This window comes from Streptomyces sp. NPDC000134, from assembly GCF_042899225.1.
GTDB lineage: Bacteria > Actinomycetota > Actinomycetes > Streptomycetales > Streptomycetaceae > Streptomyces.
The window spans coordinates 191,983-215,673 of the sequence record NZ_JBIAZN010000005.1 but is presented as its reverse complement, the minus strand read 5'-3'; the positions used below and the strand labels follow the sequence as shown (position 1 = coordinate 215,673).

Below are 23,691 nucleotides of genomic sequence, written 5' to 3'. Positions count from 1 at the left end.
ACGCCGCAGGTGTGCGTGCCAGGCCCCGTGTCCGCGGCATGATCCGAACGGCAGGCCCTAGAGGAAGGTGCGGCCCTCGCCCCGGTACGTCGGCACCGTCGCCGTCACCCGGTCCTCCGCCACCAGGTGCAGCGCGTCGAAGCGTTCGCACAGCTCACCGGCCTTGGCGTGCCGGAACCACACCTTGTCGCCGATCAGCAGATCGTCGGCGGGCGCGCCGAGCAGCGGCGTCTGCACCTCTCCGGCGCCCTCCTGGGGGTCGTAGCGCAGCCCCTCGGGCAGATACGGCACCGGCAGCCGGTCCGGGCCGGCCGCACCGGAGGCCGGGTAGCCGCCGCCGAGCACCGTCACCGCCCCGACCCCCGGGCGCCGTACGACGGGCTGGGCGAACAGGGCCGCCGGACGGCCCCGGAACGACGTGTAGTTGTCGAACAGCCTCGGCACGTACAGCCCCGACCCGGCGGCTATCTCCGTGACCGCGTCCTCGGCGGCGGTGTGCTGCACGCTGCCCGTGCCGCCGCCGTTGACGAACTCCAGGTCCGGCACGACCGCGCGGACCGCCCGCACCACCGCCGCCCGCCGCTCGGCCAGCTCCCGCTTCGCGGCGGCCTGCATCAGCCGCACCGCCCGCGAGCGCAGCGGACGCCCCGCCACCGCGTCCCCGACACCGGCCACATGACCTTCGTACGCCATGATCCCGACCACCCGGAACCCGGGCCGCCGGGCCACCGCGCGGGCCAGGTCGGCGACCTCGGCGGGGGAGTGCAGCGGCGAGCGCCGGGCGCCGACCCGGACCCGCCCGCCGAGCAGCCGCAGGGAGGTGTCCAGTTCCAGGCAGACCCGGACGACCTCGCGGCCGCCGTCCCGTGCCGCGTCGATGAAACGCAACTGCGCCACGTCGTCCACCATGACGGTCACGGCGGCGGCGAGCTTGGGGTCGGCGGCCAGCTCCGCGTACCCGGCGCGGTCCGCCGACGGATAGGCCAGCAGCACGTCCTCGAACCCGGAGCGGGCCAGCCACAGGGACTCGGCCAGCGTGAACGACATGACGCCCGCGAACCCGTCCCGGGCGAGGACGCGTTCGAGCAGCGCCCGGCAGCGTACGGACTTGCTGGCGACCCGCACCGGCTTGCCGCCGGCCCGGCGGACCAGGTCGTCGGCGTTGGCGTCGAAGGCGTCGAGGTCCACGATCGCGACGGGGGCGTCGAGATGGGCGGTGGCCCGGTCGTAACGGGCCCGGTCGGCGGAGCGCGCAGTCATGGACGCAGCCTGCCAGACCTGATTACCGCAGGGTAGGGGGATGTTCCGGGCCAATGCCCCGGGGCCGCGCACGGGTTCCCCCTCCCCGGGGGGCACGCCGTAGAGTGACGCGCACGGCCCACGGCCAGCGGACGGCCCTGGGCATTGACGGAACGGGGGGCGCATGAGCACGGAAGCGCGACGCGCCTCCCACTCCCCGCCCCCCTCCCCATCCCCGCCCCCCTCTCCATCCCCGCCTCCGCCGACGGCGCCCCCGCCACGACCGTCCGCGCCGCCCCGCCCGACCGAACCCCCACCCACCTCCGTGACACCGCCCCGCCATCACACCCCAGCGGCCGAGCCCGCCGCCCCGTCGGCCGACGCGCGGTCGTCCATGGACACGGCCGGGGACATCGCGCCCCCGCCCCGCGCGTCCGCCCGCTTCCCGGACACGCCCCCGGCCGTCGGGCCCCGGACCGGTCACGAGCCCGGCGCCGAGCGGCCGGCCCCGGCCCGGACCCCCCGGCCCCGGACCGGTCACGAGCCCGGCGCCGAGCGGCCGGCCCCGGCCCGGACCCCCGTACAGCCCCCCGCCGGGACCGCGACCCGTCTCCGTCCCGTCCCCCCGGCGCCGGACCCGGACCCGGAGCCGGACCCGGACTCCGTGGCGCACCCCGACCCGCAGCCGCCGTCGCCCGGCCCGCGCGGCGACCGACCCGCCCCCGCGCCGTCCTGGGCCGCCACCGCGCGCCCCTACGTATCGCTCGGCGAGCCCGAGGGGTACGACGAACTGGCCCGCCCCCGGCGGCTCGGCCGGAAGCTGCGGGCGCGGACGGTCGCCGCCGCCGTCTGCCTGGTGCTCGGCCTGGGACTGGTCACCGGCGCCGTCACCGGGAGCTGGCTCGCCGACGACCCGGGCGACGGCGGCGCCCGGAACGCCTTCGCCACCGCCGGGCGACTGTGGCACAGCGTGCCCGTCGACCAGCTCTTCCCGCCCACCGTCGAGGGCCGCGGCGCCGGACCCGGCGGCGCCGACCGCGTCTGGACCCGCGTCGCGGTCGCCCCGGACGGCACCTGCGCCGGCGCCTTCGACAGGCTGCTGCGCGAGGCCCTCGCCCCGGTCGGCTGCGCCCGCCTGCTGCGCGCCACCTACACGGACGCCACGCGCAGCCATGTCACCACCGTCGGCCTGCTGTTCACCAAGGGCGACGCCGCCGCCATGGCCGAACTGGCCGCCCGGTTCGAACGGGAGGACCTCGGCAGCCGCACCGACCTGGTGCCGCTGCCCTACGCCGCGAAGGGCACCGTCGCCGCCGGGTTCGGCGCCCGCCAGCGCGCCGCCTGGACCGTCTCCGTCCTCACCGACGCCCCCGTCGTCGTCTACGCCGTCTCCGGCTGGGCCGACGCCCGTGCCGTCGCCGAGCCGCAGCCCGCCGAGGCGGCCATGGCCTCCGGCGCCACCTCGGCCGCCGCCCAGTCCGGCCTCGGCCACGAGGCCCAGGGCCTCGCCGACCGCGTCGAACGCGCCCTGCGCAAGAACGCCCGCCCGGCCACGGAGCAACGGTCGTGAACGCCGCACCCTCCCGCCGCGCCGCCGCCCTCGGCCTGCTTCTCGCCGTCTGCCTGGCCCTGGTGCCGGCCACCGCCGCGCACGCCGACGGCATCCGCGCCCGGCAGTGGGGCCTCGACGCCATGCACACCGACCAGGCGTGGCGCACCACCAAGGGCGCCGGCGTCACCGTCGCCGTCCTGGACACCGGCGTCGACGACGACCACCCCGACCTGGCCGGCAACGTCCTCCCCGGCAAGGACCTCGTCGGCTTCGGCGCCGAACAGGGCGACCGCGCCTGGGCCCGGCACGGTACCGCCATGGCCGGGATCATCGCCGGGCACGGACACGGCCCGGCGGGCGCCGAGGGCGTCATGGGCATCGCCCCCGAGGCGCGCATCCTCCCCGTCCGCGTCATCCTGGAGGACGGCGACCCCTCCCGCGCCACCGCCCGCGAGACCCGGGGCAACGCGCTGGCCGAGGGCATCCGCTGGGCCGCCGACCACGGCGCCGACGTCATCAACCTCTCCCTCGGCGACGACTCCGCCTCCGCCCACCCCGAGGCCGCCGAGGACGAGGCCATCCAGTACGCCCTGGAGAAGAACGTCGTCGTCGTCGCCTCGGCCGGCAACGGCGGCGAGAAGGGCGACCACGTCTCCTACCCGGCCGCCTACCCCGGCGTCATCGCCGCGACCGCCGTCGACCGCTACGGCACCCGCGCCTCCTTCTCCACCCGCCGCTGGTACGCCACGGTCAGCGCCCCCGGCGTCGACGTGATCATCGCCGACCCGGACCGCAAGTACTACGAGGGCTGGGGCACCAGCGCCGCCGCCGCGTTCGTCTCCGCCGCCGTCGCCCTGGTCAGGGCCGCCCACCCCGAACTCACCCCGGCGCAGATCAAGGACCTCCTGGAGGACACCGCCCGCAACGCCCCGGCCGACGGACGCGACGACTCCCGCGGCTTCGGTTTCGTCGACCCCGCCGCCGCCCTCGCGGCGGCCGGCGGGCTGCGGCCCGAGCACCGGAAGGCGGCGGCCCACGGCGACGAGTACTTCGGCCCCGGCCCGGACACCGCCTCCACCGAGGACTCCCCGTCCGCCTGGCCGGCCCCGCTCGCGGGCGGCGCCGGCGGTGTCCTGCTCGTCGCGTCGGTCATGCTGTGGCGCAGCCGCCGCTTCCCCTAGGACGAGAGCCCGGCCCGGCGGTCGCTCCGGCACCCTCTCAGGCGGTCCGCCCGGCGGTCGCTCCGGCGGTCTGCCCGGCGGTCTCCTCAGCGGCAGTGGCTTCCTGCGAGGTCTGCCCCGCAGAGTCCCCGCACACCGACACCGCCGCCTTCGCCACCGCCTCGACCAGGGAGATGCCGGCCGCCTGCGTGGTGTTGCCCTGCGACAGCGCGGCCACCAGGTAGGAGTGGCCGCCGGACGTCACCCGCCCGATGCTGTTGATCACCCACAGCCCGGTCGCGCTCCGCGGCAGCCAGCCGTTCTTCAGCGCGAACGACGACCCCGCCGCCGACACCCCCCAGTCCTGCCCCGCCGCTATCCGCCCCATCAGCCCCCGCACATACGCCCGCGAGGCCGTGCTCAGCTCCGAGTCCTCCTCCTCGAACACCTGGCGCAGCAGCACGAGCTGATCGGCGGCGGTGGTCCGGGTCAGCCCCCACAGGTCCCCGTCCCCGCCCTCGGTGTCCGTCAGCCCGAACCGCTCGTTGGCGGCGTCCAGCCCCTTCGCCCGGCCGATCGTCCGCCACAGAGCCGTCGCCGAGGCGTTGTCACTGTTCTCGATCATCGCGGTGGCGTACGTCCGCTCCGTCGCGGTCAGCCTCCGCCCCGCCTCCTGCGCCTGGAGCAGCAGCGTCGCCAGGATGTCGACCTTCACGATGCTCGCCGTGGTGAAGGCCCCGTCGCCGTACGCGGCGCTCTCCCCGGTCTCCGTGTCCAGCACCGAGACCGCCAGCTCGGTGCTGTCCGCCACGGGCACCGCCGCCACGGCCTTCGCCAGCAGCGCGTCCCGGTCGACGGACGGTTCCGCCGAAGGTTCTTCCACCGATGCCTCCCCGCCCGCCGGCGCCGACGACGGTGCCGACGCGGACGCCGGCACCGGTGACGGCGAGGATACGGCGGACGTGTCCGCGTGCGCGTTCAGGTACGCCGTCCCCGCCGCCGCACCGCCGAGGACGACGACACCGGCGAGGGCGGCACAGGCCAGCCGTGCTTTGGAGGACCCCATGCGGCGATGCTCGGGGCGGCGGCTGAGGGGTGTGTGGGACGGAGGTTAAATTCGGATCAGGGCTGCCTGAGAAACCCCTGAGAACGGTCACAGCCAGGTTTCAGGGCCCGCACAGGCGCAACGGCAACCCCCCGATAGGGTCGGGGACCGTGGCGAACAAGAACATTCCCGACCCCGGCTTCTCCGACGACGACGGCTCCGCCGACCCCGGGCTGAGCGCCGCGCTCGCCGCCTGGGCCGAGGACCGCACCGCCCTGGCCCCCGTCCTCGAAGCGCTCCGGGGCGCCCGGCTGCTCGTTCCCGTGGTGGCCGTCCTCGGCGAGGTCGAAGAGGACGAGCAAGAGGGGGGCGAAGCTCCTCGGAAGGGTGGCGGCGGGCGACGGGCGGGCGGTCTTCGTCGGGAGAAGACCAGCGACATGGCCGTGCCCACCCTCAAGGCCGGGGGCCGGACCGCGCTGCCCGCCTTCACCTCCACCGACTCCCTCGCCCGCTGGGACCCGGCGGCCCGCCCCGTCGCCGTACCCCTGCACCAGGCGCTCCAGGCCGCCGCGCACGAGCGGGCCGACACGGTCGTCCTCGACCTGGCCGGGCCGGTGCCGTTCGAACTGACCGGGCCGGCGCTGCGGGCGCTGGCCGAGGGCCGGACCACCACCGACCCGCTCGCCGACCCGGCCGTCGTGGAGGCCGTACGCGGTGCCGTGGCCGCCGAACCCGCCGTGCTCCGCGCCCACCTCGGGCCGGGACAGGCCGACGGCACCCTCGCCCTGGTCCTCGACCCGGCCGCCGCGCCCGCCGAGGCCGCCCGGTCCGTCGCCGAACGCCTGGCCGCCGACGAGACACTGCGGGCCCGCCTGGTCCGCGGCCTCGACCTGGCACTCCTGCCGGCCGGGACCACCCCACCGGGCGAGCCCTTGTACGTGAAGCGGTGACGGCTAGCCGTAGACCGGGCCCGTGTACTTCTCGCCCGGACCCTGGCCCGGCTGGTCCGGGACCAGGGACGCCTCGCGGAAGGCGAGCTGCAAGGACTTCAGTCCGTCCCGCAGCGGCGCCGCGTGGAAGGAGCTGATCTCGGTCGCGCTGCCGTCCAGCAGCCCGGCCAGCGCGTGGATCAGCTTGCGGGCCTCGTCCAGGTCCTTGTGCGCGTCCCCCTCCTCGGTCAGACCGAGCTTCACGGCGGCGGCGCTCATCAGGTTGACGGCGACCGTCACGATCACCTCGACCGCGGGGACCTCGGCGATGTCGCGGGTCATGGCGTCGAAGTCGGGATTCTCGGGACTGGCGGCAGGGGTCTCACTCATGCCGCACACGATAGGCGCACCGCCTCGGTTGGCACCTGCCGGGCCGGAGCTGCTAACCTTGTGTAACGACCGGTCGGACACGTATGCCTCGCGGCGACGGGCCCGGCCCACAAGTGGAGGCTTTCGAACTCCCACCTGGCTGTCCTCAGGGACGGCGGGTCACCGGTCAGGCGGTCCCGTCCCAGCGGCGGCACCCGCCCGAAAGCGCGCCCCGCGGCCATCGCGGCGGTGCTCCGGTAGCAGTTCGAGGAGCCCCGCTCGTGATCGTCCGGGGCATTTTTTGTGCGCCGGCGCGGTTAGGTCTGTCGAAAAGAGACGTTACGCGGCTGCCCCCCAGGCAGTCGTGTGGTGCTACCGAGGAGGATCCATCAGCGCCGAGCCCCGCATCAACGACCGGATTCGCGTTCCCGAGGTGCGACTTGTCGGTCCCAGCGGCGAGCAGGTCGGGATTGTCCCGCTTGCCAAGGCCCTGGAGCTTGCGCAGGAGTACGACCTCGATCTCGTCGAGGTCGCGGCGAACGCCCGTCCGCCCGTGTGCAAGCTCATGGACTACGGGAAGTTCAAGTACGAGTCGGCCATGAAGGCCCGTGAGGCGCGCAAGAACCAGGCGCACACGGTCATCAAGGAGATGAAGCTCCGGCCGAAGATCGACCCGCACGACTATGACACCAAGAAGGGTCACGTCGTCCGGTTCCTCAAGCAGGGCGACAAGGTCAAGATCACGATCATGTTCCGTGGTCGCGAGCAGTCCCGGCCGGAACTCGGCTACCGGCTGCTGCAGCGCCTCGCGGAGGACGTGGCCGACCTCGGGTTCGTGGAGTCGAACCCGAAGCAGGACGGCCGCAACATGATCATGGTCCTCGGTCCGCACAAGAAGAAGACCGAGGCGATGGCCGAGGCCCGTCAGGCGCAGGAGGCCCGCAAGGCCGAGGCGAAGGCCAACCCCGGCCGTTCGATGAACGCCGCGGACCCCGACGCCGCCAACGCCGAGGCCCCGGCCGAGGCGCCTGCCGAGGCCCCTGCCGAGGCATCCGCCGAGGCGTGACCTCCGGGGACGCGAGTCCCAGGATGCAACCGAAACAAGAGCGACGCTCCACCGTGCCCGGTTTTCGCGACCGGGCATCGGAGCGCCACCGACGAGGAGAAGACGGCGCCATGCCGAAGAACAAGTCGCACAGCGGTGCCAGCAAGCGCTTCAAGGTCACCGGCTCCGGCAAGGTGCTCCGCGAGCGCGCCGGCAAGCGCCACCTGCTCGAGCACAAGTCGTCCCGCGTGACGCGCCGCCTCACCGGCAACGCCGAGATGGCCCCGGGCGACGCCGCGAAGATCAAGAAGCTTCTCGGCAAGTGACGCCCCGGCGCCTTCACTGAGCGCCGTACGTCAGGACCGGGACCCAGTCGTTTTCGGGCCGTGTGGCGACCACCACGGCCCCGCTACAAGGAGTTAACAAGTGGCACGCGTCAAGCGGGCAGTCAACGCCCACAAGAAGCGCCGGGCGATCCTCGAGCAGGCCTCCGGCTACCGCGGTCAGCGTTCGCGCCTGTACCGCAAGGCCAAGGAGCAGGTCACCCACTCGCTGGTCTACAACTACAACGACCGCAAGAAGCGCAAGGGCGACTTCCGCCAGCTCTGGATTCAGCGCATCAACGCCGCTGCCCGTGCGAACGGCATCACGTACAACCGCTTCATCCAGGGTCTGAAGGCCGCCAACGTCGAGGTGGACCGCAAGATCCTCGCCGAGCTGGCCGTCAACGACGCGGGCGCGTTCGCCGCGCTCGTCGAGGTGGCGCAGAAGGCGCTGCCGAGCGACGTCAACGCGCCGAAGGCCGCGTGACGCCGCGCTGGCCTTGAGCCGACGTGACTTGTTCGGACCCGCGGGGTGACCTGCGGGTCCGCTTGCGTCTACGTCCGGTGTCCTCTGTTGTGTTGCGTGTGCCGGTTCGTCGTGGCTTGTCGCGCAGTTCCCCGCGCCCCTGAGGGGCGCTTCCCTGAAGGTACGTCGCCATGGTTGCTGCTCCTGAGCCGATCTCCCCCCGGTCCCCCCGTGTCTCTGCCGCACGGCGGCTCGGGAAGCGGAATTTTCGGGGCAAGGAGCGGCTGTTCCTGGCCGAGGGGCCGCAGGCCGTGCGGGAGGCGGCGGCGTACGGGGAGACCCTCGTCGAGCTGTTCGCCACCGTCGAGGCGGCCGAGCGGTACGCCGACATCATCGGCGAGGCCCGCGCCGTCGGCGCCCGCGTCCACCTCGCCGACGAGCAGGTGATCGCCGACATCTCCACCACCGTCACCCCGCAGGGCCTGGTCGGCGTCTGCCGGTTCCTGGACACGCCGTTCGAGGAGATCCTCGCCGCCCGCCCCAGGCTGGTCGCCGTCCTCGCCCACGTCCGCGACCCCGGCAACGCCGGCACCGTGCTGCGCTGCGCCGACGCCGCCGGCGCCGAGGCCGTCGTGCTCACCGACGCCTCCGTCGACCTCTACAACCCCAAGGCCGTACGGGCCTCCGTCGGCTCCCTGTTCCACCTGCCGGTCGCCGTCGGCGTCCCCGTCGAGCGGGCCGTGGCCGGGCTGAGGGAGACCGGCGTCCGGGTGCTCGCCGCCGACGGCGCGGGCGCGCACGACCTCGACGCCGAACTGGACCGGGGCACCATGGGCGGACCCACCGCCTGGGTCTTCGGCAACGAGGCGTGGGGCCTGCCCGAGGAGACCCGCGCCCTCGCCGACGCCGTCGTCCGGGTCCCGATCCACGGAAAGGCCGAGAGCCTGAACCTCGCGACCGCCGCCGCCGTATGCCTCTACGCGTCGGCTCGTGCACAGCGCGCCGCCGGAGGGTGCCGCTCCGTCACCGAGAGCTAGTAGGGTGACCCACTCGGGACCCCTGCGCATTCGGAAGGTGGGGTACGGGGATGAGTGTCGGCACGAGCAGCGCACCGGGAGCACGTGAGGCCGGGCGGCCGCCCGCGCCCCGGCCCGGTGACCCCGCCTGCGCCGGTGTCGACCCCGACGAACTGCCCGACGGCCTCGTCGTCGCCGACGAGCAGGGGCGGGTGATCTGCTTCAACGCCGCCGCCGAGCGGATCACCGACCGGCGGGCCGCCGACGCCCTCGGCCAGAGCCTGGAGCGGGCCCTGCCGTTAGAGGACCTGGAGGGCCGGCGCTGGTGGCAGCTCACCGACCCCTACGGCGGCCTCGCCATCCGCAGCCGCCAGCCCGAGCGGAACCTGCTGCTGCCGGGCGGCCGGGAGGTCCTGGTCACCGCCCGCTACGTGCGCGGCACCCCCACCGGCCCCGTCCGCCGCGTCCTGGTCACCCTGCGCGACACCGAGGCCCGCCGCCGCACCGAGCGCAGCCACGCCGAGCTGATCGCCACCGTCGCCCACGAACTGCGCTCCCCGCTCACCTCCGTCAAGGGGTTCACGGCCACGCTGCTCGCCAAGTGGGAGCGCTTCACCGACGACCAGAAGCGGCTGATGCTGGAGACGGTCGACGCCGACGCCGACCGCGTCACCCGGCTCATCGCCGAACTCCTCGACATCTCCCGCATCGACTCCGGCCGCCTGGAGGTCCGCCGCCAGCCCGTCGACATCGGCGCCGCCGTCGGCCGCCACATCCAGGCGTACGTCGCCGCCGGCCAGCCCGCCGACCGGTTCCTGCTCCGTCTCGTCCAGCCGCTGCCCGACCTGTGGGCCGACCCCGACAAGATCGACCAGGTGCTCAGCAACCTCATCGAAAACGCGGTGCGGCACGGCGAGGGAACTGTCACCATCGACGTCACGGCCACGGCGTCCCCCCGCGAGGGCGAGGACACCGGCACGTCGGTCACGGTGAGCGACGAGGGGCCCGGCATCCCGGAGGAGTCCATGAACCGCGTCTTCACCCGCTTCTGGCGGGGCAGCAAGCGCGGCGGCACCGGCCTCGGGCTCTACATCGTCAAGGGCATCGTCGAGGCCCACGGCGGCACCATCACGGTCGGCCGCGCCCCCGGCGGCGGCGCCGAGTTCCGATTTACGCTGCCCGTGGCGGCCCCGGCCTACCTGGCCTGAGCGACCGCGGGCGCATCCGCCCAGCCCCACCCCGTTAGACTCGGCCTTTGGCACCTTTGTGTCCCGAAGTCGGCGACGATCTGTCAACAGATCCGGGACGGGGACCTCCAGCCAGCCAATCGGAAGCACGGGAAGAGATGTCGGCACCGAATAAGTCGTACGACCCTGTCGAGGTCGAGGCGTTGAAACCGGAAGAGATCGAGCGCAGGCGGGACGAGGCGCTCGCCGCGTTCGCCGCCGCGGACTCCCTCGACGCGCTCCAGGAGGCCAAGGTCGCCCACACCGGGGGCACCTCCCCGCTGGCCCTCGCCAACCGCGAGATCGGCGCCCTGCCCCCGCACGCCAAGGCCGAGGCCGGCAAGCGCGTCGGCCAGGCCCGCGGCGCGGTGAACAAGGCCCTCGCCGCCCGCCAGGCCGAGCTGGAGGCCGAGCGCGACGCCCGGGTCCTGGTCGAGGAGGCGGTGGACGTCACCCTGCCCTACGACCGGGTCCCGGCCGGCGCCCGCCACCCGCTGACCACGCTCTCGGAGCGGATCGAGGACGTCTTCGTCGCCATGGGCTACGAGGTCGCCGAGGGTCCCGAGATCGAGACCGAGTGGTTCAACTTCGACGCCCTGAACATCGGCCCGGACCACCCGGCCCGCGGCGAGGCCGACACGTTCTTCGTGGCCGGCCCGGACGGCGGCACCGAGTCCGGCGCCGTGCTGCGCACCCACACCTCGCCGGTGCAGGTCCGCTCGCTGCTCGACCGCGAGCTGCCGGTGTACGTGATCTGCCCCGGCCGCGTGTACCGCACCGACGAGCTGGACGCCACCCACACCCCGGTCTTCCACCAGGTCGAGCTGCTCGCCGTGGACGAGGGCCTGACCATGGCGGACCTCAAGGGCACCCTGGACCACATGGTGCAGTCGCTGTTCGGCGAGGGCATGAAGACCCGGCTGAGGCCGAACTTCTTCCCCTTCACCGAGCCGAGCGCCGAGATGGACATGCTCTGCTACGTCTGCAAGGGCGCGTCCGTCGGCAACCCCGACCGGCCCTGCCGCACCTGCTCCAGCGAGGGCTGGATCGAGCTGGGCGGCTGCGGCATGGTCAACCCCAAGGTGCTGACCGCCTGCGGCGTCGACCCGGAGAAGTACAGCGGGTTCGCCTTCGGCTTCGGCATCGAGCGGATGCTGATGTTCCGCCACAACGTCGAGGACATGCGAGACATGGTCGAGGGTGACGTCCGGTTCACCCGGCCGTTCGGGATGGAGATCTGATGCGGGTCCCGCTTTCCTGGCTGCGGGAGTACGTCGACCTGCCGGCCACCGAGACCGGCCGTGACGTACAGGCCAAGCTGATCTCGGCCGGTCTGGAGGTCGAGACCGTCGAGCACCTCGGCGCCGACCTCAAGGGCCCGCTGGTGGTCGGCCAGGTGCTGACCATCGAGGAGCTGGAGGGCTTCAAGAAGCCGATCCGCTCCTGCGCCGTCGACGTCGGAGCGGCCAACGGCACCGGTGAGCCGCAGGAGATCGTCTGCGGCGCCCGGAACTTCGCCGTCGGCGACAAGGTCGTCGTGGTCCTGCCCGGCGCCACCCTGCCCGGCGGCTTCTCGATCGCCGCGCGCAAGACCTACGGCAAGGTCTCGCACGGCATGATCTGCTCCAGCGACGAGCTGGGCATGGGCGACGACGGCACGCACGGCATCATCGTGCTGCCGCCCGAGACCGAGGTCGGCAAGGACGCCGTCGAGCTGCTCGAACTGGTCGACGAGGTGCTGGACATCGCCGTCACCGCCAACCGCGGCGACTGCCTGTCCATCCGCGGCGTCGCCCGCGAGACCGCCATCGCCTACGGCCTGCCGCTGCGCGACCCGGCCCTCCTCGACGTCCCCGGCCCCAACGCCTACGGCTACCCGGTGAAGATCGCCGACCCCCTCGGCTGCGACCGCTTCACCGCCCGTACGGTGACCGGCCTCAGCCCCGAGGCGCGCTCGCCGATCTGGCTCCAGCGCCGGCTCCAGAAGGTCGGCATGCGCCCGATCTCCCTCGCCGTCGACGTCACCAACTACGTGATGATGGAGCTGGGCCAGCCGCTGCACGCCTACGACCGCGGCCGGGTCCGGGGCACCATCGGCGTGCGCCGCGCGGAGGCGGGCGAGAAGCTCACCACCCTCGACGGCGTCGAGCGCACCCTGTCCGCCGAGGACCTGGTGATCACCGACGAGCGCGGCCCGATCGGCCTGGCCGGGGTGATGGGCGGCGCCAACACCGAGATCGCCGACCACGACACCCTCCAGAACGCCACCAGCGACGTGGTCATCGAGGCCGCGCACTTCGACGCGGTCTCCATCGCGCGCACCGCCCGCCGGCACAAGCTGTCCTCGGAGGCGTCCCGCCGCTTCGAGCGCGGCGTCGACCCGCACGCCGCGGCGGCCGCCGCGCAGCGCACCGTCGACCTGCTGGTGCTGCTCGCCGGGGGCACCGCCGAGGCCGGCGTCACCGAGATCAGCGCGCCGCACGCGCCGCACACCGTCACGCTCCCCGCCGACCATCCGGACAGGGTCGCGGGCGTCGCCTACGGCCGGGAGACCGTCGTGCGGCGGCTCCAGGAGATCGGCTGCGACGTGTACGGCCAGGACGAGCTGATCGTCACCGTGCCGTCCTGGCGGCCCGACCTCACCGACCCCAACGACCTGGCCGAAGAGGTCATCCGGCTGGAGGGCTACGAGAACCTGCCCGCCACGCTGCCCAAGCCGCCCTCCGGCCGCGGCCTGACCCACCGGCAGCGGCTGCACCGCCGCGTCGGCCGGGCCCTGGCGGGCGCCGGATACGTCGAGGCGCCGAACTACCCGTTCGTCAGCGAGCAGGTCTTCGACCAGCTCGGCCTGGACGCCGACGACCCGGCCCGCCGGGTGGTGAAGCTGGTCAACCCGCTCAGCGACGAGGAGCCCGCGCTGCGCACCTCGCTGCTGCCGGGCCTGCTCGGCGCGCTGCGCCGCAACGACGGCCGGGGCAGCCACGACCTCGCGCTGTTCGAGACCGGCCTGGTCTTCCGGCCGCGCGAGGAGCAGCGGACCGCCGCCCGGCTCCCCGTGGACCGGCGCCCCAGCGAGGAGGACGTCGCCGCGCTGAACGCCGTGCTGCCCGACCAGCCCCGGCACGTCGCCGTCGTCCTCGCCGGCGCCCGTGAACAGGCCGGCTGGTGGGGCAAGGGCCGCCCGGCCGACTGGGCCGACGCGGTCGAGGCCGCCCGGACCGTCGCCCGCGAGGCCGGCGCCGACCTCACCGTCCGCAAGGGCCAGTACGGGCCCTGGCACCCCGGCCGCTGCGCCGAGCTGGTCGTCACCGCCGACGGCACCGAGCACGTCGTCGGCCACGCCGGCGAGCTGCACCCCCGGGTGGTGAAGACGCTCGGCCTGCCCGCGCGCACCTGCGCGATGGAGCTGGACCTCGACGCCGTCGAGCGGGTCGGCGACGACACCCCGCAGGCGCCGGGCATCTCCACCTTCCCGGTCGCCACGCAGGACGTCGCCCTGGTCGTGGACGCGTCCGTGCCGGCCGCCGAGGTCGAGGCGGCGCTGCGCGAGGGCGCGGGCGAGCTGCTGGAGTCCATCCGGCTGTTCGACGTGTACGACAACGTCGAGCAGCTCGGCGAGGGCCGCAAGTCCCTGGCCTTCGCGCTGCGGTTCCGCGCCGGGGACCGGACGCTGACCGTCGACGAGGCGTCGGCCGCCCGGGACGCGGCGGTGGCCCTGGCCGGGGAGCGGACGGGGGCGGTGCTGCGCGGCTAGTCGCGCGGTTTTCCGTCCCCCCGAGGGATGTTCCCGACCCCGTCACTCATATGGGTGACTATCGGCGGTCCCATGGTTCATCTGGGCCATGCCGTCGACAGAATCGGACCGGCTCCGCGGAGCCGGTCCGATTCTGTCTGGGCCTTGGGGGGCCACCGGGATGATCCGTGTCAAGACGGGAGTTCCCCGTCGGGTGCGCGCCCTGGGGCTGCCCACGGCCTGGGGTGCCACCCCGCTCGTGTACAAGCTGGCGTGCCCGCTCGCCCAGGAGGAGGGGATCGGCGCGCGGATCGTCTCCACCGCCGTGGTCTTCACCGCCGGCACCGGGCTGGTCCTGCACGTCCGGCGGAAGCTGCTGCGGGAGCTGCGCCAGGCCCGCCGGATCGTCCGGGCGCTGCAGGGCGCCCTGCTGCGCCCGCCGCCCGCCTGCGTCGACGGTCTCCACGTCGCCGCCGCCCAGCTCTGCGCCGACCGGGACGCCGTCGTCGGCGGCGATCTGTACGACGTGGTCGGCACCGAGTACGGGGTCCGGGTGGTGATCGGCGACGCGCGGGGCCACGGCATCGCCGCGATGGCGACGGCCGCCGCCGTGCTCGGCGGTTTCCGGGAGGCCGTGCACGACGAGAAGGACCTCGCGGACGTGCTGCGCCGGCTGGAGCGCACCCTCGCCCGGCATCTGCGCACCCGGCTCGGCGACGACACGGCCGCCGAGGAGTTCGTCACCGTACTGCTGCTGGAGATCGGCGTCGACGGCGATGTGCACGCCCTCAACTGCGGGCACCCCTGGCCCTATCTGATCAGCGGCACCGACCTGGTCCCGCTGGCCCGCGCCGACCCCCTGCCGCCCCTCGGGCTCCTCCCGCTGCCGCTGGAGATCCCGGCCCTGCACTTCCGTCATCTGCTGCCGGGAGAGGCCCTGTTCCTGCACACGGACGGGGCGAAGGACGTCCGGGACTCCCGGGGCCGGTTCTTCCCCCTGCGCCAGGTGCTGGCCGAGGCCGTGGGCGAACAGCCGCTGTGCGCCCACACGCTGCTGCAACGCACCCTGGCCGCCCTGCTGAGCCACACCGACGGGCCCCCGGACGACGACGTGTCCCTGCTCGTCCTCCAGAAGGAGAACGCCCCGCTCGGTACGCGGACCCCGGCGGACCCGGCCGTGTCGGTGTACCCCCGCTGACCTCGCGCCCGGCCGACATGCCGTCCGCCCCGCCAGGGAGTTCGGGCAGGAGGCGGGACGGACGGCGACGACGGGCCGCCGCTCTGTTCGACAGGAGCCGGCGGCCCGGCCGACCTCTTGCGAGACCACCAAGTCAACCGGCCCGGCACGCTGCGCGACAGCGCGCACACGGCGCGGAGACGCGTACTGCGTTCACACCCCGTGCGAAGGCACCGGTACTACGCTCCACGGCAACGAGCAACCGGAGGCTCCCATGCAGCCCAACACCCTGCTCGACGCGATCATGGACGAGGCCGGCATCTCCCACGCGGGACTGGCCGCCCACGTCAACCAGGCCGGACGCGGCCGCGGGCTCGCCCTGAGATACGAGCACACCGCCGTCGCGCGGTGGCTGAAGGGACAGCGGCCCCGCGGCCAGGTCCCCGATCTGATCTGCGAGGTCCTCTCGGTCCGGCTGCACCGCCCCGTCACCCTCGACGACATCGGCCTCGGCGTGCCCGGCGAGCCGGCCGTCGCGCACACCGGCTCGCTGTCCGGGTTCGTGGAGCGCGCCACCGCGCTGTGGCGCTCCGACCAGCAGCAGCGCCCGCACATCCTGGGCGCGCCCGCGCTCACCGGCACGCCCGCGGTGATGCCGGTGTGGGAGTGGGAGAACCCGCCCGAGGACGTGGACGTCTCCCGCGGCGGCCGGCACCGGGTCACCCCGGCCGACCTGGAGATGCCGCGCTCGGCGCGGGCCCACTACGAGCAGATGTACCGCAAGGCCGGCGGGGTGGCGACCCGCGCCCGGATCGTCGGCTTCCTCAACGCCGAGGCCGCCCCGCTGCTGCGCGGCGGCTACACCGACGCCACCGGCCGCCAGTTGTACCGCGCCACCGGCGGTCTGGTGGCCGTCGCCGGCATCTGCGCCTACGACTCCGACGCGCACGGCCTGGCCCAGCGCTACTTCCACCAGGCGCTCCGCCTCGCCAAGGCCAGCGGCGACCGGGGCCTGGGCGCGTACGTCATCGCGCTCCTCGTCAACCAGGCGCTCTACATGCGGGAGTACCGCCAGGCCGTCGCCTTCGCCGAGGCCGCGCTGCGCACCGCCGGCCGGCACATCACCCCGGCGCTCGCCTCCGACCTGTACGCGATGCAGGCCAAGGCGTACGCCCATCTGGGCGACGGCACCAGCGCGCTGTCCTGCATCCGGCGGGCCGAGCGGGCCGCCGAGCGGATAAGGCGCGGCTACGAGCCCGACGAGACCGGCTATGTCCAGCCGGGCCTGGTCAATGTGCAGGTGGCGGAGGCACTGCTCAGCCTCGGCGAGGTCGCCGCCGCCGCCGAGCACGCCACGGCGGCCGTCGACACCCCCGCCCACGACCGGGGCCGGGTGCACCGGCTGGCCATGCTCAGCACCATCGAGCTGCGCCAGGGCCACGCCGACAAGGCGGTGGCCACCGCGGTGCGGATGGCCGAACAGGCCAGGGGAATGGAGTCCCAGCGTCTCAGGGACCGGCTCCGCGCGGTCCGCGAGCACCTGGTGAGCAGCGGCGGCGCGGGCACCGCCGAGGCCGCCGAGCTGATCGCCGGGGCGCTGCGCGTCCCGCTGTGACCCGGCGCCCCGGCACCGTCACCGCGCGCCCATGACCGGGCTCCCGCGCCCGCCGCCGCTCGGCGGACGACCACCGTGCGCCTGCTGCCGGACCGCTTCACCTGCGATATTGCCACCTACCCAACGGAAGGTGGCAGAACAGTGCAGTGGATGAGCAAGAACGAACAAGCTGTGTACTCAAATCGCTGGTTCAGCGTCAATCTGGCAGACGTCGAGCTGCCCGACGGGCGCCGTCTGGACCACTTCCTCATCCGGCTGCGGCCCGTCGCCGTGGCCACGGTGGTGAACGAGGCCAACGAGGTGCTCCTCCTGTGGCGCCACCGCTTCATCACCGACAGCTACGGCTGGGAACTCGCCGCCGGAGTCGTCGAGGACGGCGAGGACATCGCCGTCGCCGCGGCCCGGGAACTGGAGGAGGAGACCGGCTGGCGACCGGGACCCCTGCGCCACCTCATGAGCGTGGAGCCGTCCAACGGCCTCACCGACGCCCGGCACCACATCTACTGGGCCGACGAGGGCGAGTACGTCGGACACCCCGTGGACGACTTCGAGTCGGACCGCCGGGAGTGGGTCCCGCTGAAGCTCGTTCCCGACCTGGTCGCCCGGGGGGAGGTCCCGGCCGCCAACATGGCGGCCGCACTGTTCCTGCTGCACCACCTCAGGCTCGGGCAGGACGCCCTGTCCTGATCCCCCGAGTCCCTGCCCGGGTCTTCTTACCGGCCGAACACCTGCCAGACCGCCACGATGAGCGTGCCCACCGCCGTCATGGCCGCGATCGAGCGCAGCGGCCAACGGGCGTGTTCAAGAGTGACGAGACGGGTGCTCAGCTCGTCCAGCGTCTTGACGGTCTCCTCGGTGCGATGACTGAGCAGGGCCAGCCCGCCTTCGACGCGCGCGTGGGCGACATCGAGGCGGCGCCGTAACTCCGCGAGTTCACCATCCATCACGGAATGCCGGGGTTCGGCGCTCACGAATCCGCTCCTCTCTGCTCGTGTGGGGGAAGTGGAACTCATCCCTTCCGTACGTCTCACGAGTCAACTCGCCTGGTGGGCGCGTGGGGAGAGTGTGCGACAGGCATATGCGGGCCCACCCCGCACACACCGTGTGAACCCGGCGGGCCCGGCACCTGGAGAAGGTGCCGGGCCCGTACGGTGGTGACGGAGCGTGCTCAGACGTAGGTGTAGAACCCCGAGCCGGACTTCCGGCCCAGCCGGCCCGCGTCCACCATGCGCTGGAGCAGCGGGGGAGCGGCGTACAGCGGCTCCTTGTACTCCTCGTACATCGAGTGCGCGACCGAGGCGACCGTGTCCAGGCCGATCAGGTCGGAGAGCTTCAGGGGGCCCATGGGGTGGGCGCAGCCCAGTTCCATGCCGTTGTCGATGTCCTCGCGGCTGGCGATGCCCGACTCGAACATGCGGATGGCGGAGAGCAGATACGGGATCAGCAGCGCGTTGACCACGAAGCCCGAGCGGTCCTGGGCCCGGATGGCGTGCTTGCCCAGCGCCTTCTCGGTGAACAACTGGGCCCGGCTCAGCGTGCCCTCGGACGTGGTCAGCGCCGGGATCAGCTCGACCAACTGCTGCACCGGGGCCGGGTTGAAGAAGTGGATGCCGATGACGTGGTCGGGCCGCGAGGTGGCGACCGCCAGCTTCACCAGCGGGATGGAGGAGGTGTTGGAGGCGAGGATCGCGTCCGGGCGGGTGACCACCTGGTCGAGCACCTGGAAGATCTCGGTCTTGACCTGCTCGTTCTCGACGACGGCCTCGATGACCAGGTCGCGGTCGGCGAACGCGCCCAGGTCGGTGGTGAAACCGAGCCGCGCCTGCGTGGCCGCCAGCTCCTCCTCGGTGATCTTGCCGCGCTCGGCGGCCTTGGCCAGCGAGTTGAACAGCCGGGTACGCCCTATCTCCAGGGCCTCACCGGTGGTCTCGGCGACCATGACGTCCAGGCCGGCCCGCGCGCACACCTCGGCGATGCCTGCTCCCATCTGACCGCAGCCGACCACTCCGACGCGTGCGATATCTCCCGAGAAGCCGGTCACATCGTCCCTTTCGCTGATCTACGCCTGTGGCAGCGCCGGGATCGCCGGCGTCTGCTCCGATCGTGCACGTTACCCCCGAGGCGGCGCCGATCGGTCCTCCGGGTCGGGCATGCTGTGGCCCCAGGACGATCCGTGACCGAGCGGATCGCGATCCGGAGCGTTTGGGGTCCTTCCCATGAGTCTTCCCGTCAGGGTGCCCGGCAGCCGGATGTCGCGCCGGGCCTTCGCGGTCGCCGCGCTCTCGGCGCTGGCCATGGCGCCGGGGGCGTCCGCGGCACCGGGCCGCCGGGGCGCCGGGACGTCCACCCGGGGCGCCGGGGCGCCCGGAGGGGGCGGTGCCGAGCCGCCCCGGATGCGCGGCATGTGGCTGGCCACGGTGGCCAACCGCGACTGGCCGTCCAGGCCCGGCCTGTCCGTGGACGAACAGCGCCGGGATCTGATCGCCCACTTCGACATGGCGGTGGCGTACGGGCTGAACACGGTGTTCCTCCAGGTCCGGCCCACGGCCGACGCGCTGTGGCCGTCCCCGCACGAGCCCTGGTCGGAGTACCTGACCGGGGTGCAGGGCCGCGACCCCGGCTGGGACCCGCTGGGCACCGCGGTGACCGAGGCGCACGCGCGGGGGCTGGAACTGCACGCCTGGTTCAACCCGTACCGGGTCGCCGTCCACTCCGACCGCGACCGGCTCGCCGACGGCCACCCGGCCCGCCGGCACCCCGGGTGGGTACTGCCGTACGGCGGGAAGCTGTACTACAACCCGGGGCTGCCCGAGGTCCGCGCCTTCGTGCAGCAGGCGATGCTGGACGCGGTGCGCCGGTACCCGGTGGACGGCGTCCACTTCGACGACTACTTCTACCCCTATCCGGTGGCCGGGCAGAGCTTCGGTGACGACGCGGCCTACCGCGCCCACGGCAGCGGTTTCAAGACCAGGGCCGCCTGGCGCCGCGACAACATCGACAAGCTGGTGCGCGAGACGGCGGCCCAGGTCCGGCGGGTGCGGCCCGGCGCCCGGTTCGGCGTCAGCCCGTTCGGGGTGTGGCGCAACGCCGCCACCGACCCGCGCGGCTCGGCCACCCGGGCGGGCGTCCAGACGTACGACGATCTGTACGCGGACACCCGCAAGTGGGTGCGGGAGGGCTGGCTGGACTACATCGTGCCGCAGCTCTACTGGCACATCGGGCAGGAGGCCGCCGACTACGCGAAGCTGCTGCCCTGGTGGGCCGCGGTCGCCGAGGGCAGCCGCACCGAGCTGTACGTGGGGGAGGCGCTCTACAAGGCGGGCGACCCGGCGCAGGCCCCGGCGTGGCAGCGGACCGACGAACTCTCCCGGCACCTGTCCCTGGCCGCGGACCACCCGCGGGTGCGCGGGCACGTCTTCTTCGGCGCCCGGGACGTCCGGGCGGACCGGATCGGCGCGATGGCGCGGGTGGCCGCCGACCACTACGGGCGGCCCGCCCGCACCCCGCGCTGATCCGCCCGCCCCGGACGGCTCAGTACTGGATCTCCGGGTGGCGGATCTCGGTGTCCGGGCCGGGTGAGCACACCGCCTCGTGCCCGTCCTCGAAACGGACGCGGTACGGGGGAGTGCCCCCCTGGCCCAGCACCTCGACGATCTCGGCCACCTTGTCGTGTTGACCGACCACCCTGCCGTGCTGGACAAGCCGGTCGCCCACGGTCGCACGCATCTGGGGGCCTCCTCACCGTCGCGGAAGCAGTGGTCCCTGCTGTCGAGTCTACGGCGCGGACGCCGGGCCGGGACCGGTCCGGAGGGGGCCGCTCAGCCCCGCGCCCGCTGGGTGACGGCGATGCAGACCAGCACCGCCGCGGCGGTGAGCGGGGCGGCCGGCGTGAGGTGCTCGCCCAGCAGCAGCACCGACCAGACCAGGGTGAGCAGCGGCTGTGCCAACTGCAACTGGCTGGCCTTCGGGATGCCGATGGCCGCCATGCCCCGGTACCAGACGACCAGGCCGAGGAACTGCGAGCCGGCCGCCACCCACAGCAGCCCGGTCACACTGTGCGCGGTCAGGTGCACCGGCTCGTACGCCAGTGCCAGCGCGGCCCCCGGCACGGCCAGCGGCAGGCAGAGCACCAGCGCCCACCCGATGACCCGCCAGCCCGGCATGACCCGGGCCAGCCGCCCGCCCTCGGTGTACCCGGCCGCGCACACCAGCAGCGCCGCGAACAGACAGGCGTCCGCCGTGGTCAGCGCGCCGCCGCTCTGCCGCACGGTGAAGGCGACCACGGCCGCCGCGCCCGCCAGCGCCGCCGCCCAGAAGGTGCGCGAGGGGCGGGTGCCCGTCCGCAGCGCGGACAGCAGCGCGGTGGTCAGCGGCAGCAGGCCGACCACGACGGCGGCGTGCGCGGTCGTGGAGGTCTGCAACGCGAGCGTGGTCAGCAGCGGGAAGCCGACGACCACCCCGGCGGCGACCACCGCGAGCCCCGCCCAGTGCCGTCGCTCGGGCAGCGGGACGCGCAGCGCCAGCAGGCAGCCCCCCGCGATCGCCGCCGCGAGGACGCAGCGCACGGTGACCAGGGACCAGGGGCCGAAGCCCTCCAGGCCCCAGGCGGTGGCGGGGAAGGTGAGGGAGAAGGCGGTGACGCCCAGTGCGGCCTGGAGGGTGCCGGCCCAGGCCCCGCCCGGACCGGGCACCGCTATCGCGGCCGGGGTGGTAGCGCTACTCTGTATTCTCATGCATGAGCGTAGCAGTGTCGCCGAACTGGCCGATCGCCTGCGGCAGGAGCTGAACCGCTACTCACCGGGCGGAAAGCTCCCGTCGAGCCGGACCCTCGTCGAACGGTTCCGGGTCAGTCCGGTCACCGTCTCCCGGGCCCTCGCCCAGCTCGCCGCCGAGGGGCTGGTGGTGACCCGGCCGGGCGCGGGGGCGTTCCGCGCCGCCCCGCACACCCCGGCCTCCCCGGCCGGGGACACCTCCTGGCAGGAGGTCGCGCTCAGCGCGGACAGCGCCGGCGACCTGGTCCCGCGCTCGGTGGACGCCTCCGGGGTGCTGGTCTCGCTGGCCGCGCCGCCGCCCGGCGTGATCGAGTTCAACGGCGGCTATCTGCACCCCTCGCTGCAACCGGAACAGGCACTCGCGGCGGCCCTGTCCCGGGCCGGACGCCGGCCCGGCGCGTGGGGCCGGCCGCCCATGGAGGGCCTGCCGGAGCTGCGCGAGTGGTTCGCCCGCGGCATCGGCGGACCCGGCGGTACGGTCACCGCCGCCGAGATACTGGTCACCGCGGGCGGCCAGTCCGCGCTGACCACCGCGCTGCGCGCGCTCGCGCCGCCCGGTGCCCCCGTGCTCGTCGAGTCACCGACGTACCCCGGGATGCTGGCCATCGCCCGCGCGGCCGGGCTGCGTCCGGTGCCGGTCCCGGTGGACGCGGACGGGGTGCGGCCGGCACTGCTCGCCGACGCCTTCCGGGCCAGCGGCGCCCGGGTCTTCGTCTGCCAGCCCCTGTTCCAGAACCCGACCGGCGCGGTGCTCGCCGCCGACCGGCGCGGGGAGGTGCTGCGGATCGCCCGCGAGGCCGGGGCGTTCGTCGTCGAGGACGACTTCGTGCGCAAGCTGGTGCACGAGGACGCGGGGCCGCTGCCGCGTCCGCTGGCCGCCGACGACCCCGACGGCGTGGTGGTGCACGTCTGCTCACTGACCAAGGCGACCTCGCCGAGCTTCCGGGTCAGCGCTCTGGCCGCGCGGGGCCCGGTGCTCCAGCGGCTGCGCGCGATCCAGGTGGTCGACAGCTTCTTCGTGCCCCGCCCGCTCCAGGAGGCGGCGCTGGAACTGGTCGGCTCGCCCGCCTGGCCGCGCCATCTGCGGGCGGTCTCCGCCGAGCTGCGGGCCCGCCGGGAGGCGATGACCGGCGCCCTGGCGCTGCATCTGCCCGAACTCGCCCTGCCGCACGTCCCGTCCGGCGGCTACCACCTGTGGCTGAAGCTGCCGGACGACACCGGCGAGGCCGCGCTGAGCGCCGCCGCCCTCCGCGCGGGCGTCGCGGTCACCCCCGGCCGTCCCTACTTCAGCGCCGAGCCCCCGGCCGGCCACCTGCGCCTGAGCTTCGCGGCGGTCGCCGGGACGGGCGAGATCACCGAGGGCGTACGGAGGCTGCGGGCGGCCCGGGACGAGGTGCGGGGCGGGATCTGAGCGCGGCGCGGCCGCCCGGGGCGTCCGGGCCGGGCCCGGCGTCAGGACACGCGGGCGTACTCCGTGACCAGGCGCAGGTCCTTGTGCGGGCCGCCGACCCGCCACACCGTCCGCCAGTGGCCGGCGTCCCGGACGGTGAACTCGCCGCGGTACAGGTCGGCGGCGCACGGATGGTCGGCGACGTACCGCCCCGAGGTCAGGTCCAGGTCGTGGAAGGGCCGCCCGTCGGCGAACCGCACGTCCGCCGTCCCCGGCACCGCGCCCGGCAGGAAGCGCAGCGTCCGCTCGGCCGGCCGGGCCACGCCCCGCCAGGTGAAGGTCCCGGCCTCCCGGTGCAGCAGCCCGCCCCCGGGCAGGGGGTCGAAGCCGGTCGTGCCGGTGAACCGGCCCTCGTCGCCGGTCGCCAGGTCCCGCACCGTCCGGGCCACCCGCCAGCGCCCGGCCAGATAGGCCAGGACGTCGGTCACCGGCCAGAACTCGTCCATCCGTCTCTCCCCGCACCCCGTGCGCCGCCGCGCGACCCATTGACGCCCTTCGGTCACCTCCCTATCTTGCCGTTCGAAGTGCTGATCAATGCTCGATATTTCGAACATAGCTGGACGCGTCCAGCCAG

23 protein-coding genes are annotated in these 23,691 nt (G+C 74.0%); 15 read left to right on the top strand and 8 right to left on the bottom strand.

The genetic code is table 11. The features are described 5' to 3' along the window. Positions 1-57: 57 nt before the first annotated feature. Complete coding sequence (locus tag ACFY32_RS09835; protein ID WP_390673844.1) at positions 58-1,260, bottom strand: amino acid deaminase/aldolase; 1,203 nt, start codon at positions 1,258-1,260, stop codon at positions 58-60. 643 nt (positions 1,261-1,903) lie between these two features. On the opposite strand from ACFY32_RS09835, the gene ACFY32_RS09830 reads away from it, so the two are divergent. Beyond that, positions 1,904-2,809: a hypothetical protein gene (locus tag ACFY32_RS09830; protein WP_359194403.1), complete on the top strand. Its 906-nt coding sequence runs from the start codon at positions 1,904-1,906 to the stop codon at positions 2,807-2,809. After that, on the top strand, positions 2,806-3,972 hold the full coding sequence (gene mycP, locus ACFY32_RS09825) for a type VII secretion-associated serine protease mycosin (RefSeq protein ID WP_390673843.1): 1,167 nt from the start codon (positions 2,806-2,808) through the stop codon (positions 3,970-3,972). The genes ACFY32_RS09830 and mycP overlap by 4 nt, the downstream gene beginning before the upstream one ends. Before the next feature lie 37 nt (positions 3,973-4,009). On the opposite strand, the gene ACFY32_RS09820 is transcribed toward mycP, so the two are convergent. Further along, positions 4,010-5,017 carry a serine hydrolase gene (locus tag ACFY32_RS09820; protein WP_359194396.1) on the bottom strand — a complete coding sequence of 336 codons (1,008 nt, stop codon included), beginning with the start codon at positions 5,015-5,017 and terminating at the stop codon, positions 4,010-4,012. A 149-nt stretch (positions 5,018-5,166) separates the two neighbouring features. Here ACFY32_RS09820 and ACFY32_RS09815 point away from each other — a divergent pair, with 149 nt between their 5' ends. Beyond that, positions 5,167-5,946: an SseB family protein gene (locus ACFY32_RS09815; protein WP_390673842.1), complete on the top strand. Its 780-nt coding sequence runs from the start codon at positions 5,167-5,169 to the stop codon at positions 5,944-5,946. A gap of 3 nt (positions 5,947-5,949) precedes the next feature. Here the strand turns inward: ACFY32_RS09815 and ACFY32_RS09810 are convergent, their stop codons facing one another. Then, on the bottom strand, positions 5,950-6,315 hold the full coding sequence (locus ACFY32_RS09810; protein WP_359194391.1) for a DUF1844 domain-containing protein: 366 nt from the start codon (positions 6,313-6,315) through the stop codon (positions 5,950-5,952). A 343-nt stretch (positions 6,316-6,658) separates the two neighbouring features. Between ACFY32_RS09810 and infC the strand changes: the two genes are divergently transcribed. From infC to ACFY32_RS09760, 10 genes are all read left to right on the top strand, one after another. Then, positions 6,659-7,360: a translation initiation factor IF-3 gene (gene infC / locus ACFY32_RS09805; RefSeq protein ID WP_359194432.1), complete on the top strand. Its 702-nt coding sequence runs from the start codon at positions 6,659-6,661 to the stop codon at positions 7,358-7,360. Between the two features lie 110 nt (positions 7,361-7,470). Beyond that, positions 7,471-7,665, top strand: coding sequence for a 50S ribosomal protein L35 (gene rpmI / locus ACFY32_RS09800; RefSeq protein ID WP_004933563.1), 195 nt, complete (start codon positions 7,471-7,473; stop codon positions 7,663-7,665). Between the two features lie 100 nt (positions 7,666-7,765). Further along, positions 7,766-8,149 carry a 50S ribosomal protein L20 gene (rplT, locus tag ACFY32_RS09795; protein ID WP_004002577.1) on the top strand — a complete coding sequence of 128 codons (384 nt, stop codon included), beginning with the start codon at positions 7,766-7,768 and terminating at the stop codon, positions 8,147-8,149. A 170-nt stretch (positions 8,150-8,319) separates the two neighbouring features. After that, the gene (locus ACFY32_RS09790; protein ID WP_390673841.1) at positions 8,320-9,165 is read left to right on the top strand and encodes a TrmH family RNA methyltransferase; all 846 of its coding nucleotides are present in this window, start codon (positions 8,320-8,322) and stop codon (positions 9,163-9,165) included. 50 nt (positions 9,166-9,215) lie between these two features. After that, positions 9,216-10,352 carry an ATP-binding protein gene (locus ACFY32_RS09785; protein WP_359194386.1) on the top strand — a complete coding sequence of 379 codons (1,137 nt, stop codon included), beginning with the start codon at positions 9,216-9,218 and terminating at the stop codon, positions 10,350-10,352. A 137-nt stretch (positions 10,353-10,489) separates the two neighbouring features. Further along, complete coding sequence (gene pheS, locus ACFY32_RS09780; protein ID WP_390673840.1) at positions 10,490-11,611, top strand: phenylalanine--tRNA ligase subunit alpha; 1,122 nt, start codon at positions 10,490-10,492, stop codon at positions 11,609-11,611. Further along, positions 11,611-14,124: a phenylalanine--tRNA ligase subunit beta gene (gene pheT / locus ACFY32_RS09775; RefSeq protein WP_390673839.1), complete on the top strand. Its 2,514-nt coding sequence runs from the start codon at positions 11,611-11,613 to the stop codon at positions 14,122-14,124. The genes pheS and pheT overlap by 1 nt, the downstream gene beginning before the upstream one ends. A gap of 160 nt (positions 14,125-14,284) precedes the next feature. Then, the gene (locus tag ACFY32_RS09770) at positions 14,285-15,301 is read left to right on the top strand and encodes a PP2C family protein-serine/threonine phosphatase (RefSeq protein WP_359194377.1); all 1,017 of its coding nucleotides are present in this window, start codon (positions 14,285-14,287) and stop codon (positions 15,299-15,301) included. Positions 15,302-15,554: 253 nt separating this feature from the next. Next, positions 15,555-16,895: a transcriptional regulator gene (locus ACFY32_RS09765; RefSeq protein ID WP_390673838.1), complete on the top strand. Its 1,341-nt coding sequence runs from the start codon at positions 15,555-15,557 to the stop codon at positions 16,893-16,895. Positions 16,896-17,036: 141 nt separating this feature from the next. Next, positions 17,037-17,582: an NUDIX hydrolase gene (locus ACFY32_RS09760; protein WP_390673837.1), complete on the top strand. Its 546-nt coding sequence runs from the start codon at positions 17,037-17,039 to the stop codon at positions 17,580-17,582. A 26-nt stretch (positions 17,583-17,608) separates the two neighbouring features. Here ACFY32_RS09760 and ACFY32_RS09755 read toward each other — a convergent pair whose 3' ends face one another. Both ACFY32_RS09755 and ACFY32_RS09750 read right to left on the bottom strand, forming a co-directional pair. Beyond that, positions 17,609-17,866: a hypothetical protein gene (locus tag ACFY32_RS09755; protein ID WP_359194370.1), complete on the bottom strand. Its 258-nt coding sequence runs from the start codon at positions 17,864-17,866 to the stop codon at positions 17,609-17,611. A gap of 197 nt (positions 17,867-18,063) precedes the next feature. After that, positions 18,064-18,936 (bottom strand): 3-hydroxybutyryl-CoA dehydrogenase, encoded by an 873-nt coding sequence (locus ACFY32_RS09750; protein WP_390673836.1) that lies wholly within the window; start codon positions 18,934-18,936, stop codon positions 18,064-18,066. A 175-nt stretch (positions 18,937-19,111) separates the two neighbouring features. Here ACFY32_RS09750 and ACFY32_RS09745 point away from each other — a divergent pair, with 175 nt between their 5' ends. Beyond that, positions 19,112-20,407, top strand: coding sequence for a glycoside hydrolase family 10 protein (locus ACFY32_RS09745; protein WP_390673835.1), 1,296 nt, complete (start codon positions 19,112-19,114; stop codon positions 20,405-20,407). A gap of 19 nt (positions 20,408-20,426) precedes the next feature. Here the strand turns inward: ACFY32_RS09745 and ACFY32_RS09740 are convergent, their stop codons facing one another. Further along, the gene (locus tag ACFY32_RS09740; protein WP_359194363.1) at positions 20,427-20,621 is read right to left on the bottom strand and encodes a DUF1918 domain-containing protein; all 195 of its coding nucleotides are present in this window, start codon (positions 20,619-20,621) and stop codon (positions 20,427-20,429) included. Between the two features lie 92 nt (positions 20,622-20,713). After that, positions 20,714-21,628, bottom strand: a complete 915-nt coding sequence (locus tag ACFY32_RS09735; protein WP_390673834.1) for a DMT family transporter — start codon at positions 21,626-21,628, stop codon at positions 20,714-20,716. On the opposite strand from ACFY32_RS09735, the gene ACFY32_RS09730 reads away from it, so the two are divergent. Beyond that, the gene (locus tag ACFY32_RS09730; RefSeq protein ID WP_359194357.1) at positions 21,627-23,078 is read left to right on the top strand and encodes a PLP-dependent aminotransferase family protein; all 1,452 of its coding nucleotides are present in this window, start codon (positions 21,627-21,629) and stop codon (positions 23,076-23,078) included. The genes ACFY32_RS09735 and ACFY32_RS09730 overlap by 2 nt on opposite strands. Before the next feature lie 41 nt (positions 23,079-23,119). Here ACFY32_RS09730 and ACFY32_RS09725 read toward each other — a convergent pair whose 3' ends face one another. Then, positions 23,120-23,563 (bottom strand): DUF6314 family protein, encoded by a 444-nt coding sequence (locus ACFY32_RS09725; RefSeq protein ID WP_390673833.1) that lies wholly within the window; start codon positions 23,561-23,563, stop codon positions 23,120-23,122. Positions 23,564-23,691: the final 128 nt, after the last annotated feature.